12 protein-coding genes, 4 tRNA genes and 1 other RNA gene are annotated in these 15,613 nt (G+C 72.1%); 8 read left to right on the plus strand and 9 right to left on the minus strand.

Annotated elements, in window-relative coordinates; genetic code table 11:
* Nucleotides 1-93: 93 nt before the first annotated feature.
* Nucleotides 94-181: transfer RNA gene (locus ACH4S7_RS13510), tRNA-Ser, on the minus strand.
* A gap of 72 nt (nt 182-253) precedes the next feature.
* On the opposite strand from ACH4S7_RS13510, the gene ffs reads away from it, so the two are divergent.
* The 6 genes from ffs (at nt 254) to ACH4S7_RS13540 (ending at nt 9,154) form a co-directional block, all read left to right on the plus strand.
* An RNA gene (gene ffs / locus ACH4S7_RS13515) (signal recognition particle sRNA small type) lies at nt 254-352 on the plus strand.
* 91 nt (nt 353-443) lie between these two features.
* On the plus strand, nt 444-2,642 hold the full coding sequence (locus tag ACH4S7_RS13520; protein ID WP_398521276.1) for a DNA polymerase III subunit gamma and tau: 2,199 nt from the start codon (nt 444-446) through the stop codon (nt 2,640-2,642).
* Nucleotides 2,643-2,701: 59 nt separating this feature from the next.
* Nucleotides 2,702-3,952, plus strand: coding sequence for a phosphoribosylamine--glycine ligase (gene purD, locus ACH4S7_RS13525; RefSeq protein WP_398521277.1), 1,251 nt, complete (start codon nt 2,702-2,704; stop codon nt 3,950-3,952).
* A gap of 502 nt (nt 3,953-4,454) precedes the next feature.
* On the plus strand, nt 4,455-6,125 hold the full coding sequence (locus ACH4S7_RS13530; RefSeq protein ID WP_398521278.1) for a hypothetical protein: 1,671 nt from the start codon (nt 4,455-4,457) through the stop codon (nt 6,123-6,125).
* Nucleotides 6,126-6,713: 588 nt separating this feature from the next.
* Nucleotides 6,714-8,171 carry a N,N-dimethylformamidase beta subunit family domain-containing protein gene (locus ACH4S7_RS13535; protein ID WP_398521279.1) on the plus strand — a complete coding sequence of 486 codons (1,458 nt, stop codon included), beginning with the start codon at nt 6,714-6,716 and terminating at the stop codon, nt 8,169-8,171.
* Nucleotides 8,172-8,257: 86 nt separating this feature from the next.
* A complete protein-coding gene (locus ACH4S7_RS13540; RefSeq protein WP_398521280.1) occupies nt 8,258-9,154 on the plus strand; it encodes a phosphoribosylaminoimidazolesuccinocarboxamide synthase in 897 nt (298 codons plus the stop codon).
* Nucleotides 9,155-9,245: 91 nt separating this feature from the next.
* Here the strand turns inward: ACH4S7_RS13540 and ACH4S7_RS13545 are convergent.
* The 8 genes from ACH4S7_RS13545 to ACH4S7_RS13580 all read right to left on the minus strand — a co-directional run bounded on the left by ACH4S7_RS13545 (nt 9,246) and on the right by ACH4S7_RS13580 (nt 14,216).
* A tRNA-Gly gene (locus ACH4S7_RS13545) sits at nt 9,246-9,318 on the minus strand.
* A gap of 22 nt (nt 9,319-9,340) precedes the next feature.
* Nucleotides 9,341-9,949 carry a response regulator transcription factor gene (locus ACH4S7_RS13550; RefSeq protein ID WP_398521281.1) on the minus strand — a complete coding sequence of 203 codons (609 nt, stop codon included), beginning with the start codon at nt 9,947-9,949 and terminating at the stop codon, nt 9,341-9,343.
* Nucleotides 9,946-11,523: a sensor histidine kinase gene (locus ACH4S7_RS13555; RefSeq protein ID WP_398521282.1), complete on the minus strand. Its 1,578-nt coding sequence runs from the start codon at nt 11,521-11,523 to the stop codon at nt 9,946-9,948. The genes ACH4S7_RS13550 and ACH4S7_RS13555 overlap by 4 nt, the downstream gene beginning before the upstream one ends.
* A gap of 114 nt (nt 11,524-11,637) precedes the next feature.
* On the minus strand, nt 11,638-12,459 hold the full coding sequence (locus tag ACH4S7_RS13560; RefSeq protein ID WP_398521283.1) for an ABC transporter permease: 822 nt from the start codon (nt 12,457-12,459) through the stop codon (nt 11,638-11,640).
* Between the two features lies 1 nt (nt 12,460).
* Nucleotides 12,461-13,384, minus strand: a complete 924-nt coding sequence (locus tag ACH4S7_RS13565; protein WP_398521284.1) for an ABC transporter ATP-binding protein — start codon at nt 13,382-13,384, stop codon at nt 12,461-12,463.
* 158 nt (nt 13,385-13,542) lie between these two features.
* Nucleotides 13,543-13,615: transfer RNA gene (locus tag ACH4S7_RS13570), tRNA-Gly, on the minus strand.
* A gap of 80 nt (nt 13,616-13,695) precedes the next feature.
* A tRNA-Gly gene (locus ACH4S7_RS13575) sits at nt 13,696-13,767 on the minus strand.
* A gap of 113 nt (nt 13,768-13,880) precedes the next feature.
* Nucleotides 13,881-14,216 (minus strand): Lsr2 family protein, encoded by a 336-nt coding sequence (locus ACH4S7_RS13580; protein ID WP_398521285.1) that lies wholly within the window; start codon nt 14,214-14,216, stop codon nt 13,881-13,883.
* 321 nt (nt 14,217-14,537) lie between these two features.
* Between ACH4S7_RS13580 and purS the strand changes: the two genes are divergently transcribed.
* Together purS and purQ are read left to right on the plus strand one after the other, a co-directional pair.
* Complete coding sequence (gene purS / locus ACH4S7_RS13585) at nt 14,538-14,783, plus strand: phosphoribosylformylglycinamidine synthase subunit PurS (protein WP_215092426.1); 246 nt, start codon at nt 14,538-14,540, stop codon at nt 14,781-14,783.
* Complete coding sequence (gene purQ, locus ACH4S7_RS13590) at nt 14,780-15,460, plus strand: phosphoribosylformylglycinamidine synthase subunit PurQ (protein WP_398521286.1); 681 nt, start codon at nt 14,780-14,782, stop codon at nt 15,458-15,460. Before purS ends, purQ begins: the two co-directional genes overlap by 4 nt.
* Nucleotides 15,461-15,613: the final 153 nt, after the last annotated feature.

Raw genomic sequence — 15,613 nt, forward strand, 5'->3', positions numbered from 1 at the left:
GCTGAGGGCCGCTGTAGTCGAACCTGGGCCCAGACACGTCGAAGGCCCCGCTGCGAGCAGCGGGGCCTTCGACGTTAGTGCCCGGTGAGGCACTGGCGGAGGATACGAGATTCGAACTCGTGAGGGGTTGCCCCCAACACGCTTTCCAAGCGTGCGCCCTAGGCCACTAGGCGAATCCTCCGCGGCAAACAATACAAGACGCGGGGGACTGCTCGCGAACTCGTTCCCACCCCCGACCATCGGGTACCCTGTGCGGAGCCCCTCACGTGGCGCTATCTGACTGAACTCCCCCAGGGCCGGAAGGCAGCAAGGGTAGGTCGGCTCTGGCGGGTGCGTGGGGGGCGCTTGCGTTCCCGGGGGCGGAAGCCGCGGGGGCTTGGCGGGGACCCGGGGCCGGGCGCGGGTGGGGACGGTTGTCGGTGGGCCCCGATAACCTCGTAGGTGTGTCGTCCCTTGCGCTCTACCGCCGCTATCGCCCCGAGTCCTTCGCCGAGGTCATCGGGCAGGAGCATGTCACCGACCCGTTGCAGCAGGCCCTGCGGAACAACCGGGTCAACCACGCGTACCTGTTCAGTGGGCCGCGCGGCTGCGGGAAGACGACCAGTGCGCGCATCCTCGCCCGCTGTCTGAACTGCGAGCAGGGGCCCACGCCGACCCCCTGCGGCGCATGCCAGTCCTGCCGCGATCTCGCGCGGAACGGCCCGGGGTCGATCGATGTCATCGAGATCGACGCGGCCTCCCACGGTGGTGTGGACGACGCCCGTGACCTCCGGGAGAAGGCGTTCTTCGGCCCGGCCGGCAGTCGGTACAAGATCTACATCATCGATGAGGCCCATATGGTCACCCCGCAGGGCTTCAACGCCCTGCTGAAGGTGGTCGAGGAGCCCCCGGAGCATCTGAAGTTCATCTTCGCGACGACCGAGCCCGAGAAGGTCATCGGCACGATCCGTTCGCGCACCCACCACTACCCCTTCCGGCTCGTGCCCCCCGGCACCCTGCGGGACTACCTGGGCGAGGTGTGCGGCAAGGAGGACATCCCCGTCGCGGACGGAGTCCTGCCGCTCGTCGTGCGCGCCGGCGCCGGCTCCGTGCGGGACTCGATGTCCGTGATGGATCAGTTGCTCGCCGGCGCGACCGAGGAGGGTGTGACCTATGCCATGGCCACCGGCCTCCTCGGCTACACGGACGGGACCCTGCTCGACGCCGTCGTGGACGCCTTCGCCTCTGGTGACGGCGCCGCCGCGTTCGAGATCGTGGACCAGGTCATCGAGGGGGGCAACGACCCCCGGCGCTTCGTCGCCGATCTGCTGGAGCGGCTGCGGGATCTGGTGATCATGGCGGCCGTGCCCGACGCGGGGGAGAAGGGCCTGATCGACGCCCCCGCCGATGTGGTCGAGCGGATGGCCGCGCAGGCGTCCGTCTTCGGCGCCGCCGAGCTGAGCCGGGCCGCCGATCTCGTCAACACCGGGCTGACCGAGATGCGCGGCGCGACCTCGCCCCGGTTGCAGTTGGAGCTGATCTGCGCCCGGGTCCTGCTGCCCGCCGCCTTCGATGACGAGCGTTCCCTCCAGGCCCGGCTGGACCGGCTGGAGCGGGGCATGACCCTGTCGCCGGCCCCCGCGGCGGGCACTCCCGCCATGGGTTACGTCCCCGGGCCCGGTGCCGCCGCGCACATGCCAGGACCCGACGGCCCGGTCGTACGGAGCGGGGGCGCCGCCCCCGGGCTCGTACCCGCCGCCGAGGCGCCCGCCCCCGCGCCGCAGGTCCCCGCCGCGCCGCCGATGCCCCCCGCCCCGGCCCAGCCGCCCGCCGATCCGCAGCCCGCCGCCGGAGCCAGGCCGGGCGCATGGCCCGGTGCCACCGCGCCGCCCGCCCCCACCGCGCCGCCCGTCGAGGCCGCCGAGCCCGCCAGGCGCCCCGGTGGTTGGCCCACCGCCTCCGCCCCGGGGCAGGGCCCCCGGACCCCGGCCGCCGCACCCCAGGCCGAGCCGGCGCCGCGGGCCGAGGAGCCCCGGACCGCACCCGTCGCCATGGGGCAGGGCGCCGGACAGGTGCGGAGCATGTGGCCCGACATCCTGGAGGCCGTGAAGAACCGCCGCCGCTTCACCTGGATCCTGCTCAGTCAGAACGCACAGGTGGCGGGCTTCGACGGGACCACCCTCCAGCTCGGCTTCATCAATGCCGGCGCCCGTGACAACTTCACGAGCAGCGGCAGCGAGGACGTCCTCCGGCAGGCCCTCTCCGAGCAGTTCCATGTGCAGTGGAAGGTCGAGGCCATCGTCGACCCCTCGGGCGGTACGGGAGGCCCCGGCGCCACCGCACCGGGCGGCCCCCCCGGCGGTGGCTACGGACGTCCCGCGCAGCCCGGCCCCGCCGCCCCGCCGAGCCCCTCCAGGGCGCCGACGGCGCCGCCCGCGCCCTCGTCGCCCACCCCGCCGTCCGCCCGCCCGGCGCCGCCCCAGCCTGCGACCGAGTCGCGTTCCGCCGCGCCGGCGCCCGTGCACGCACCGCCCCCGGTCTCCCCGGAGGACGACGTTCCGGAGGACGACGACCCGGACCTGGTCGACTCCGCGCTCTCCGGTCACGATCTGATCGTGCGCGAGCTGGGCGCGACCGTGGTGGAGGAATACACAAACGAATAGCGGTGCCGTGGTCGGAGGGCCGTACAGGGCGGCCCCGGTCGGCGGTTAGGCTGACTGCCGTGAAGGTCCTCGTCATCGGCGGCGGCGCCCGCGAACACGCCCTGTGCCGCTCTCTCTCACTCGACCCCGACGTCACCGCTGTGCACTGCGCGCCGGGCAACGCCGGCATCGGCGAGGTCGCCCGGTTGCACCCCGTCGACGCGCTGGACGGCGAAGCCGTCGCCCGGCTCGCCGTCGAGCTGTCGGCCGGTCTCGTCGTCGTCGGCCCGGAGGCACCGCTCGTCGCGGGAGTCGCCGACGCCGTGCGCGCGGCTGGCGTCCCCTGCTTCGGCCCCTCCCGCGAGGCCGCCCGGCTGGAAGGCTCCAAGGCGTTCGCCAAAGAGGTGATGGCCGCCGCCCAGGTGCCCACGGCCCGTAGCTATGTCTGTACGACCCCGGAGGAGATCGAGGAAGCCCTCGACGCCTTCGGCGCCCCTTATGTCGTCAAGGACGACGGCCTCGCGGCCGGCAAGGGCGTCGTCGTCACCCACGATCTCGACGCCGCCCGCGAACACGCCCTCGCCTGCGGCCGGGTGGTGATCGAGGAGTTCCTCGACGGCCCCGAGGTCTCCCTCTTCGCCATCACCGACGGCGAGACCGTCCTCCCCCTCACCCCCGCCCAGGACTTCAAGCGCGCCCTCGACGGCGACGAGGGGCCCAACACCGGGGGCATGGGCGCCTACTCCCCGCTGCCGTGGGCCGACCCCAAGCTGGTGGACGAGGTCATGGCGACCGTTCTCCAGCCCACCGTGGACGAGCTGCGCCGCCGTGGCACCCCGTTCTCCGGGCTGCTGTACGCGGGTCTCGCGATCACCTCCCGCGGTGTCCGGGTCATCGAGTTCAACGCCCGCTTCGGCGACCCGGAGACCCAGGTCGTCCTGGCCCGGCTGCGCACCCCGCTGGGGCGCGTACTGCTCCACGCCGCCAACGGCACCCTCGGCGATGAGCCGCCGCTGCACTGGCGCGACGAGGCCGCAGTCACCGTGGTCATCGCCTCGCACAACTACCCGGACGCCCCGCGTACCGGGGACCCGATCGACGGGCTGGACGAGGTCGCGGCCAAGGATGCGCCCCATGCGTACGTCCTGCACGCCGGGACCAGGCGCGTCGATGACACGGTCGTGAGCGCCGGTGGGCGGGTCCTCTCGGTCACCGCGACCGGAATCGATCTGGGGCAGGCGCGGCAGCGCGCGTACGAGGCGGTGGACCGCATCCGGCTCGACGGATCCCAGCACCGGACCGATATCGCCCGGAAGGTCGCCGAGGCGTAGCCACGCCACACCACACCACGGCCGGGACGCGAGTACCCGGCACCGCGGCGCACAGCAGGCGGCACACAGAGGCACCGGGCGGAGGCCCGGTTCCGCCCGGCAGGAGACCGGGCGGAACCGGGCCTCCGCGCGTGGGAGCGCCGGGAGCGGCGGGGGTCACGGAAGCCGCCGGGGGGCCTGCGGGGCGGTAGGGCGCGGAGTTCCGCAAGGGGCCTAAGGAGCCTCTGGGGCCGCTGGGTCCTAGGTTCGGCCCCGTGGCCTTCCCCGCACGGTTCAAACCCCGCGGAACCGCCCAATCCCCCGCCCCGGCCGCGGCAGCACCTCGACCCAAGGCCATTCCATCGGGTGACGACTGGGCCATCCGGATGACGCCCGCCCACACCCCAACTAGGGTGCGGCGCAGGCATTCCGGCACTTGGCCCATCGGCATTGCGATGTCGGTGGCGGGTGCCACAGTGGGGGAGTGACCACCGGCGCAGGGCAGAGGGGGTGATGACCGACCGTGTCCGCCATCGGTATCGGCGAGTCGATCGGCGCGCAGGCAGCGCGCTCACGGGCACTGGCCGTGCTGCGCATCCGCGGCAGGGCGCTCGGCGTCGCCCTCCTGCCGGCGGCCGTCGCCGTCGTGCTGCTCGTCGGCGGTGCCACCGGCCGGCTGGGGGGCGCGGGCTGGGACGGCGCGCGCTGGGTCGTGGGCGTCCTCGCCGTCGTCGTGCTGCTGATCGCAGCCGGGGTCACCGCCGTGATCGTGCGGGCCAGCCCCGCGCTCAGCCCCACCGTCGAGCTTTCCGAGCGGGCCGCCCCCGACCTCTACCGGCTGGTGCGGGATCTGGCCGAGCGCCTCGACGTGCCCGCGCCATCGGCGCTGGCGCTCACCCCCGACTGCGACAGTTGGCTGGAGGACCGTTCCCACCCCGCGCACGCCCTGCCCCACGCGATACGCACCCGGCGCGGCCGGCGTACGGGGGATGCGCCGGTGCTCGTCATCGGCTCGCCCTTCCTGTGGTGGATGCGCGTCGGTGAGCTGCGCGCCCTGCTGGCGCCCGTGGTCGCCGGGACCGAGCCGTCCGCGCAGCCCGACATAGCCGCGGCCCGCCGGTTCGTCCGTGGCCTCGACGCGGCCGTCGCGGTGGCGGCCGGCCCCGTCCAGGGGCCGATACGCCCCGTGCGGAAGGTGGCACTCGGTTTCGTCGGCCGGATCGCCCGGCTGCTGCTGCACGCCTGCCAGACCCATGCGGGCGAGATGGAGCGCGGCGTCGCCGCCGCCGCGTCCGAGCGCGCCCAGGCCGTGGACTACGGCCTGCGGATCGTCGCCCAGGAGCAGGTCGGCCTCGCCTACGCGGGCTGGGACCGGCTGCTGACCAGGGTCGCGCTGCCCGCCTGGCGGATGGGCCGCTGGCCCGCCCGGCTCGACGCGGGCGTCGTCTCCGCGCTCACCGAGCTGTCCCGCCGCGACCGTCTCGCCGAGGGCTTCACCTCACGGCTGGGCGAGCGCCCCGCGTGCGACCTCCTGGAGGAGCCCGGCGCGGTCGACGAGGCCGCGTCCCTCCTCGCCGCCCGCCTCTTCCACGGCGGGCCAGCCGAGACCGGCGTCGACTGGTCACCGGTCGGCTGGCAGCAGTATCCGGAGGAGGTCGTGGACCGCAAATGGCGTACGGAGGCGGCCAGGCTCCACCAGGTGCTGGACGATCTCGGCGTGCGGTCCGTCAGCGGACCTGACGGCCCGACGCTCGCCCGGGTGCTGGGACACCTCTCCGAAGGCGGCCCGGAAGCGGCGGAGCAGCTCGCGGCCGGGATCGGCGCGACGGTCGCCCGTGAGGAGGCCGTCCGTGAGCGGGCCGCGCTGGCACCGGTCGCCAAGAGCCCGGGTGACGCGCTGAACGGATGGGGTGCCGACCCGCTGCCGCTCTTCCCGCTCCAGCCGCCCCGCACCGGCCGTGAACTGCTCGCCGACCACGTCATCGCCATGGTCTGCTGTGCGGCGGTCGACACCGCGGGAGCGATGCCCGGCCTCGACTGGCTCGACGGCCCGACCCTGCTGCTCCGCGGGGAGCGCTGTGCGGATCTGATGACCCCGGTGCTCGGTCTCACGGAGGACGGCGACGCGGGGCCGCTCCGCCTCTGGCTCTCGACGGTGGGCGTGCGCCCGGAGAAGCCCGTCCGGCTGGTGTAGCCCGGCCACGGGCCGGCCCCCGTCGTCCGGTCCAGCGCGCCCCCGCACGCCCGGCGCTCACCACTTCCGCGCGCCCGCCCCCGCCCGCCTCCCCGCCCCTCGTCCCCGCCCCCGCGTCTCGCGAGACGGCGCCCACCCGCCTCCTGCCGCCCGTCTCCGGCCGCCCGCCCGCCCCCGCCCGTCTCCTGCCGCCGCTTCCTGCCGTCCACCTCGTGCCGTCCAGGTAGTCCTTCTGTCTGATTTTGCTCGCGCAGGTGGGCGGTCGCGCCCGACGGCACCTCCAGCACCCCCGGGCGCCGTGAGAGGACCCGTCCCGGCCCCTCGGCCGCACCCCCGCGGGGACCCCCGCCCGTACCGCCGCCATCCCACCGTCCCGGGCCCGGAGGGGGAGCAGCGGGACCGGGAGAGGTGGACGGACCCGTCCACCTCTTCACATCCCCGCCATCCCACCAACACCGTCAACCCGAGAAGCCCACACCCACAACAATTCGCGACGAAGGGTGACGGCACGGCTGCGTTATGTGATGTGCTGGGGATAGGTGCCGAGCGTTCTGCACCAGCGTTGTCCGGGGAGACCGAGGGGGGCATATGGGGGACGAGCACATCCGGCGATGGGAATCGGGTGCTCTCGCCCACGCCGTTTCGGACCCCTTCGGGCAGGGCCCGCTCCCCTGGCTGCGCGGCAGTGAGCACTACCTGGACGCCAGCGGCAAGGTCGTCCCCTGGTACGCCGACCCCGACTGCGGCGCGGGCACCCGCGGCCCCCGCACCGCCGACGACCTCCGTCTGCAGATCAAGGGCTTCGCGTCGACCGGCACGGTCGCCCCCGGTGAGGCGATCGACTTCCACATCACGGTGGACCCGCCCCAACAGTTCTCGGTCGACATCTACCGCATCGGCCACTACGCGGGCCACGGCGCCTCGAAGATCACCACCAGCCCCCGGCTCTCCGGCATCGTCCAGCCGCCCCCGCTCGCCGCCGACCGCACGGTCTCCTGCCACCACTGGTGGCTCTCCTGGCGGCTCCAGATCCCGTCGTACTGGGCGATCGGCGCCTATGTCGCCGTCCTCACCACCGTCGACGGCTACCGCTCCCACATCCCCTTCACCATCCGCGACGACCGCTCCGCCGACCTGCTCCTGCTCCTCCCGGACATCACCTGGCAGGCGTACAACCTCTATCCGGAGGACGGTCGCACCGGCGCCAGCCTCTACCACGCCTGGGACGACGCGGGCCGGCTCCTCGGCGACGGGGACGCGGCCGTCACCGTCTCCTTCGACCGGCCGTACGCGGGCTCCGGACTGCCCCTGCACGTCGGCCACGCCTACGATTTCATCCGCTGGGCCGAGCGGTACGGCTATGACCTCGCCTACGCCGACACCAGCGATCTGCACGCCGGCCGGATCGACCCCACCCGCTACCGGGGGCTCGTCTTCCCCGGCCACGACGAGTACTGGTCGGCCCCCATGCGCCGGACCGCCGAGGCCGCCCGCGCCCACGGCACCTCGCTCGTCTTCCTCTCGGCCAACACCATGTACTGGCAGGTGGAGCTGGGCCCGTCGCCCTCCGGAGTGCCCGCCCGGCTGCTCACCTGCCGCAAACGGCGCGGCCCCGGCAAACCCACGCTCTGGCGCGAGGTCGACCGTGCCGAGCAGCAGCTCCTCGGCATCCAGTACGCGGGCCGGGTCCCCGAACCGCACCCCCTGGTCGTCCGGAACGCCAACCACTGGCTCTGGGAGGCGTCCGGTGCGGGCGAGGGCGACGAGCTGCCCGGACTGGTCGCGGGCGAGGCCGACCGCTACTTCCCGCGCATCTCGCTCCCGGAGCACCAGGGCCGCATCCTGCTCGCCCACTCCCCGTACAAGGACGGGGACGGTGTCGTCCGGCACCAGGAGACCTCGCTCTACCGCGCCCCGTCCGGCGCGCTGGTCTTCGCCTCCGGCACCTTCGCCTGGTCCCCGGCGCTCGACCGCCCCGGCCATGTGGACGCCCGGGTCCAGCGGGCGACCGCCAACCTCCTCGACCGCATCTGCAAACGCGACTGACGGCACCGCCGGGGGGACCCTCCCCGACGTCCGTCCCCCGGATACGGAAGAATCGACACCAGTTGTCAGATCGACGGGGAGTAGCCGTGTCCGGATTCGTGGAAAAGCCCCAACCGCTTCAGGTGCCGGGCCTGGTGCATCTGCACACCGGCAAGGTGCGCGAGCTGTACCAGAACGAGGCCGGGGACCTCGTCATGGTCGCGAGCGACCGCATCTCCGCCTACGACTGGGTCCTGCCCACCGAGATCCCCGACAAGGGGCGGGTCCTCACCCAGCTCTCGCTCTGGTGGTTCGACCGCCTGCGGGACCTCGTGCCCAACCACGTCCTCAGCACCGAACTCCCGCCGGGCGCCCCCGCCGACTGGGAGGGCCGCACCATGGTCTGCAAGTCGCTGCGGATGATCCCGGTGGAGTGCGTCGCCCGCGGCTATCTCACCGGCTCCGGCCTCACCGAGTACGACGAGACCCGTACGGTCTGCGGTCTCGCGCTCCCCGAGGGGCTGAGCGACGGTTCCGAGCTGCCCGCGCCGATCTTCACCCCCGCCACCAAGGCCGCCGTCGGCGACCACGACGAGAACGTCAGCTACGAGGAGGTCGCCCGCCAGGTCGGCGCGGAGACCGCCGCCCGGCTGCGCCAGACGACCCTTGCCGTCTACGGCCGGGCCCGGGACATCGCCCGCGACCGGGGCATCATCCTCGCCGACACGAAGTTCGAATTCGGCTTCGACGGCGAAGAGCTGATCATCGCGGACGAGGTGCTGACCCCGGACTCCTCCCGCTTCTGGCCCGCCGCCGACTGGCAGCCGGGCCGCGCCCAGCCCTCGTACGACAAGCAGTACGTACGGGACTGGCTGACCTCGCCCGCGTCCGGCTGGGACCGGCGGAGCGAGCAGCCGCCGCCCGCGCTCCCGCAGGAGATCGTGGACGCGACCCGGACGAAGTACCTGGAGGCGTACGAGCTGCTGACCGGCAGTAGCTGGTAGCGGTCAAGTGCGGCCGGGGAGCCCCCCCGGCCGCAGTGGTGGCGGACATGACGAAAGCCCCGGTTCTCAGGAGAACCGGGGCTTTCAACCGAGCGGACGACCAGGTTCGAACTGGCGACCTCAACCTTGGCAAGGTTGCGCTCTACCAACTGAGCTACGTCCGCATGCGCCGTGGCGCGCAGCCCACTATACCCAACCCCGCTCCCGCGCGAGACGGGCCGCCGTGTGCCGGTTCTCCGCGCCCAGCTTGGAGACGGCCGCCGACAGATAGTTCCGTACGGTCCCCTGGGACAGCGAAGCCCGCTCCGCGATCTCCGCGACGGGTGCGCCGTCCGCCGCTAGTTCCAGCACCTCCGCCTCGCGGGCGGTCAGCGGGGAGTCCCCGGCCGAGATCGCGTCCGCCGCCAACTCCGGGTCGACATAACGGTGTCCGGCGTGGACGGTACGGATGATCTCGGCGAGCCGCTGAGCGCTCACGGTCTTGGGGACAAACCCGCGCACACCGGCCGCGAGTGCTCGTTTGAGGTGCCCCGGCAAGCCGTGACTGGTGACGATCATCGTCCGGCATCCGGGCAGTTCGGCGCGGAGGGATGTGGCCACGCTCACACCGTCAGGACCCGGCATCTGGAGATCGAGGACCGCGACGTCGGGTCGGTGCGCCCGCGCCATGGCGAGCGCCTCGGTGCCGGACGCCGCCTCCGCCACCACCACGAGATCGTCTTCCAGCCCGAGCAGCGCGGCCAGCGCGCCCCGGATCAGATGCTCGTCGTCGGCGAGCAGTACGCGTACGGTCATGCCGTCCCCTCCCCGTCGTGTGCGGCGTCCGTCCCGGTACGGCGCGGTGCCACGGCCGGCCGGGTGTCCGTCCCGGCCATTCCGTCGGGACCGTCAGTGTCTTCGGGACCATCGGCACCGTGCGCTCCGTCGGGATCACCCGTCCCGCCGGAGCGACCGTACCGACCATCGCCACCGCCCGGTACGCCACCATCCCGTACGCCACCATCCCGTCCAGCACCGTCCGGCACGGCGCCGACACCCGCGCCCCCCGGTCCTGCCGCGCACCCCGACCTCGGTCCCGGTCCCGGGCGCTCCGGTACGGTCGGCGACGCCTCCGGGTCCCGCTCTCGCTCCCGTACCCCCGCCCGCTCCCCGCCCTCCGCCAGCGGATCCCGCCCGTCCAACGGATGGAGCGGATCCAGCGGGACCCTGGCCGTCAGCCGGAAGAGTCCGGCCCGCCGACGGCCCGCCTCCAGCGTGCCGTGCACCGCGGAGAGCCGTTCCCGCAGGCCCGCGAGGCCCGACCCGCCCCCGGCGACACCCCCGGCGGTGTCCTCCTCGCCGGCGCCGTCGTTCTCGACGGTCAGCACCACCGTGCCGGCCGCGCGCACCACCGAGATCGCGCAGCGCCGGGCGTCCCCGTGGCGCAGCACGTTCGTCGTGGCCTCCCGGACCACCCACGCCAGCGCCGACTGGACCTCGCGCGGCAGCTCGCCGTCGCCCGGGGAGAGCGAACAGTCGATCCCGGCCGCGTCCAGCACCCCTCGGGCGCCCTCCAGCTCCACCCGTAGATCCGCCGCGCGGTAGCCGCGCACCACGTCCCGCACCTCGCGCTGCGACTCCCGGGCGATGCGCTGCACCTCGATCATCTGGTCGACCGCCTCCGGGCGCTCGCGCCGGGCGAGCTGGACCGCCAGTTCGCTCTTCAGCGCGATGACGGCGAGATTGCGGCCCAGGACGTCGTGCAGGTCCCGCCCGAAACGCAGCCGCTCCTCGGCCACCGCCAGCCGGGCCTGGACATCGCGGGCCTCGTGCAGCTCCCACATCACCGCCAGCATCCACATGGAGACCCGGACGGTGAACGTCGTCCACCCGATCACCAGCGCCCCCGTGAGCACGAAGACCAGCACCTCGACGCCGGTCACCCCGCCCAGCACCGCAAGACCGGCCGACACCGCGACCAACATGGTGAGCTGCACCAGCGCGACGATCCGGAGGGAGGCCAGCAGGCTGTAGGCGAGCAGGAACGGTGTCAGCGCCAGCAACAGTGCCGGCAGGCCGTCCCCGGTGTCCCTGGGGTCCTCGGCGAACGCCGACGCCGCCACCAGGACGACCACCGTCGTCGCCGCGGTGATTCCCGCCGCCGCGACGATCAGCCTCCGGGACACCTCGCCCCGCCCCAGATAGGCGTCCATCGCACGCCGCATGAAGCGGGCGCAGACGACCCATTCCGCGATGACGAGCAGCGGCGCGGCGACGGCCAGGGCCACCGGGACAGCCGTCCGCGTGGGCCAGGTGACGAGGGTCAGCAGCAGGACGAGGCAGCAGACCCATTCGATCGCGTACAGGGTGCCTCGGGTGTACAGATCCACCTTGGCCAGCCTGCTGCGCCCGCTCCAGCCCTTCACCCGCACTTCGACTCCAGCCCTCAGCGGATCCCGACAACAATCGCCACACCCACACCCACGCCCGTACCCCCGGCATGTTCAGCGCCGCGGCTCCCAGCGGAACCACCGCTGGACGGCGAAGACGGAGATCCCGGCCCAGACCAGCGCGGTCACGGCGGCGGTCGTCACGTCCCCGCCGTCCGCGCCGCCCAGCCAGCCGGCCCGGACGAGGGTCGTGATGCCGGTCATCGGCAGCAGTTCGCAGACCGACGCCACCGTGTCGGGCATCATCTCCAGCGGGATGAGCAGCCCGGAGCCGCCCACCGAGAGCATGAACATCGGCATGGTGGTGATCTGCGCGCTCTCCACGGTACGGGTCACGGCGGCCGTGACCGCCGCCAGCGCCGTCAGGACCACCAGCCCGGCGCCGATCCCCGCGATCAGCAGATCCGGCCGTGCGGGCGCCCCCACATCCAGGAACGCGATCCCCGCCGCCATCAGCACCGCACACTGCGCGACCGCCAGCCCGGCGGCCGGCAGCGCGGTCCCGATGAGGATCTCCCGGTCCGACAGTTCGCCCGTACGCAGCCGCTTGAGCACCAGCTCCTCGCGCCGTGCCACATACGCCGAGACCAGGTTGAGGTGGACGACCAGCAGGAGGACCATCCCGATCCCGCCGGTCACCATCGCCTCGCCGACGTTCATCCCGACCTTGCCGAGATCCATCTCCTCTAGCGTGGACTTCGCCACCACCACCATCAGTACGGGGAAGAACAGCGCCACCGAGAGCGCCGTCCGGTTCCGTACGAGGAGGGTCACCTCGGCCCGTCCGAGCGCCCCCAGCCGTCCCGCCGCCGATGTCCCCCGCGTGATCGTCCCCGCCGTCTGCGTAGGACGTGTCTTCGCCACCGATGTCGTCATCTCACACACCCGCCATGTCCGAGTCGGTCCGAGCGATCTCCAGGAACGCTTCCTCCAGCGACGCCGACCGTGCGTCCAGGTCGTCCAGCCGTACGTGCGACTCCCGCGCCCACCGGAGCAGTTCCTCCAGCGACTCCTGGAGCTCCCGGGTCCGGATCTCGACCCGGCGCCCGTCCGCGCCGGCCCGCAGCGAGAGCGGCAGCCGGCCGGCCGGGATCCCCTGGGGCAGCGTGAAGCGGATACGGGAGGGCTGGGACGCCGTCACATCGGCCGGGGTGCCGGTGGTCACGATCCGCCCCCGGTGCATGATCGCCAGCCGGTCGGCGAGCGATTCCGCCTCCTCCAGGTAGTGCGTGGTCAGCAGGATGGTGGTGCCGTGGTCGCGGAGCGCCCGTACCAAGTCCCAGGTGTCCCGGCGGCCTTCCGCGTCCAGGCCGGTCGTCGGTTCGTCGAGGAAGAGCACCTCGGGCCGGCCGAGGAGGGCCAGCGCCAGGTCGAGCCGCCGCCGCTCACCGCCGGAGAGCTGTTTGACCCGCACTCCGGAGCGTTCGCCGAGGCCCACCAGCTCCAGCGCCTCGCCCACCGGCCGGGCCCGGCTGGTGCAGCCCGCCCACATCCGGGCGGTCTCGGCCACCGTCAGGTCGGAGGGGAAGCCGCCCTCCTGGAGCATCACCCCGATCCGGGGGCGGACGGCGGCCCGTTCCCGGTACGGATCGTGGCCGAGCACCCGGACCGTGCCGCCGCTGGGGGTGGCGAGCCCCTCCAGCAGCTCGACGGTGGAGGTCTTCCCGGCGCCGTTCGTCCCGAGCAGGGCGAAGATCTCCCCGCGTGGAACGGCGAAGGTGACGCCGCTCACAGCCTCGAAGCCGCCGGTGTACCGCCGCCGCAGATCGTCCACCGTGATCACGTACTGGTCTGTGGTCATGCCTTCAGCCTTCCGCCGAGCGGCGGCCGTGAGCAGTGCGGGCTGTCACCGGCCGCGATGACAAATGTCATGGGAGCGGGAACCCCATGGCGGGCGGTGACGGCGACGGCGGGCATGACGAAGGCCCCGATTCTCAAGAGAATCGGGGCCTTCAACTGAGCGGACGACCAGGTTCGAACTGGCGACCTCAACCTTGGCAAGGTTGCGCTCTACCAACTGAGCTACGTCCGCATTGCCTCCGCCTCAGCTTTCACTGGGCGGTGCGACCATCACTCTACCTGATCCATACGTGTGGCTGGTAAAGAGATGAGAGCGGGTGACAGGAATTGCACACTGCGCCTTCCTCCTGGAAGGAGGATGTTCTACTACTGAACTACACCCGCACGCTGCTGAGGTGGGGCCTTTCGGCCTTGCCCTTCGGCGTGAGACAGACTCTAGCCGATCGTGGGGGGTGCAGTGCAACTCGGGATCGACGGGCGGCCGTCGGCCCCGACGCTCAACTCGCCTCGCGGAACGCCGCGTAGACGGCCTTGGGGATCCGGCCCCGCGCCGGCACGTCCATCTTGTGGGAGAGCGCCCAGGCGCGGACGGCGGCAGGGGCGGGTTCCAGGGCGGTGTGCGTGTACGCGACCGCGGGTCGACCGCGCCGCCCGGTGCCGGTCTGCTTTCGACCGGCCGCCATGTACGGGGCCAGACCCTTGCGCAGTTTCTTTGCATTGGCAGGATTGAGGTCGATCTCGTACGACTTCCCGTCCAGGGCGAACCTGACCGTTTCCGTCGCTTCGCCGCCGTCGATGTCATCGAAGAGCGCGACCACTACTCGCTGAGCCACGGATATCGGTCCTTTCCCGCGGCAGCGCCGTGCCATGCGTTCTGACATGCGGCGATACCGGCTTTCCGGCTGTCGAGGGTCAAAGCTGCTTTCCTCTGTATTCCTTTGTACAGCGCTCGACGGAGCATTGTGAAGCCCACTCAATTACATCCGCGTGTCCTGGGCAATGATGCGAGGGATGTTTTCCCGTGATTTTTGCTGCGCGTTACCCGGGGCGTTCCCTCACGATGGCGCCCTATATGCGCCCATATCTACGCGAGTAGATTCTCCGGGCGGGTACGCTGAGGGAACCGCCTTCGCACCACATCACCGGGAGTGCCCGTGGCACGCGTCGTAGTCGACGTCATGCTCAAGCCCGAGATCCTCGACCCGCAAGGACAGGCGGTGCAGCGAGCGCTGCCCCGCCTCGGATTCGACGGTATCGCGGACGTACGTCAGGGAAAGCGCTTCGAGCTGGAGGTGGAGGGACCGGTCGACGACGCCGCCCTCGCCCGCATCCATGAGATGGCCGAAACGTTCCTCGCCAACACCGTCATCGAGGACTTCGTCGTCAAGGTGGAATCGTGACCACTCGTATCGGAGTCGTCACCTTCCCCGGCACGCTGGACGACCGGGACAGTCTGCGGGCCGTGCGGCTCGCGGGCGCCGAACCCGTGTCGCTCTGGCACCGTGACAAGGACATCAAGCAGGTCGACGCCGTGATCCTCGCCGGAGGATTCTCCTACGGCGACTATCTGCGCGCCGGCGCCATTTCCCGCTTCTCGCCGGTGATGGAGACCATCATCGAGGGGGCCAGGGGAGGGCTGCCGGTACTCGGCATCTGCAACGGCTTCCAGATCCTCACCGAGTCGCATCTGCTGCCGGGCGCCATGCTGCGCAACAACCATCTGCACTTCATCTGCCGTGACCAGAAGCTGCGGGTGGAGAACGCGGAAACCGCCTGGACCGCCGATTACGAGGCGGGGCAGGAGATCTCCGTACCCCTCAAGAACATCGACGGCCGCTATGTCGCCGCCGAGCGGGTGCTGGACGAGCTGGAGGCCGAGGGCCGCGTCGCCTTCCGCTACCTCGACACCAACCCGAACGGCTCGCTGCGGGACATCGCCGGGATCACCAACGCCGAGGGCAATGTCGTCGGTCTGATGCCGCACCCCGAGCACGCCGTGGAGCCCCTGATCGGCACCGGCCGCACCGACGGTCTGGCGTTCTTCACCTCGATCGTCAAGAAGCTGGTCACGGTATGAGCCTCGATGCCGGTACGGCCGAGCGCGCTGGCTCGCGAGAACTGAATCACCGTGCGCGAAGGAGCGACCGAGCGTGACCCTGGATGCCGGAGCAGCCGAGGGAGCGACCGAGCGCGCTGGCTCGCGAGATCTGAATCACTGTGCGCGAAGGAG

Source organism: Streptomyces sp. NPDC020965 (assembly GCF_044333555.1).
Lineage (GTDB): Bacteria > Actinomycetota > Actinomycetes > Streptomycetales > Streptomycetaceae > Streptomyces.

Bases quoted from the DNA above. Each gene is read 5' to 3' on its own strand.
- ACH4S7_RS13565 (WP_398521284.1), bottom strand. From the start codon at position 13,384: ATGACCACAGACCAGTACGTGATCACGGTGGACGATCTGCGGCGGCGG.
- ACH4S7_RS13535 (WP_398521279.1), top strand. From the start codon at position 6,714: ATGGGGGACGAGCACATCCGGCGATGGGAATCGGGTGCTCTCGCCCAC.
- ACH4S7_RS13560 (WP_398521283.1), bottom strand. From the start codon at position 12,459: ATGACGACATCGGTGGCGAAGACACGTCCTACGCAGACGGCGGGGACG.
- ACH4S7_RS13550 (WP_398521281.1), bottom strand. From the start codon at position 9,949: ATGACCGTACGCGTACTGCTCGCCGACGACGAGCATCTGATCCGGGGC.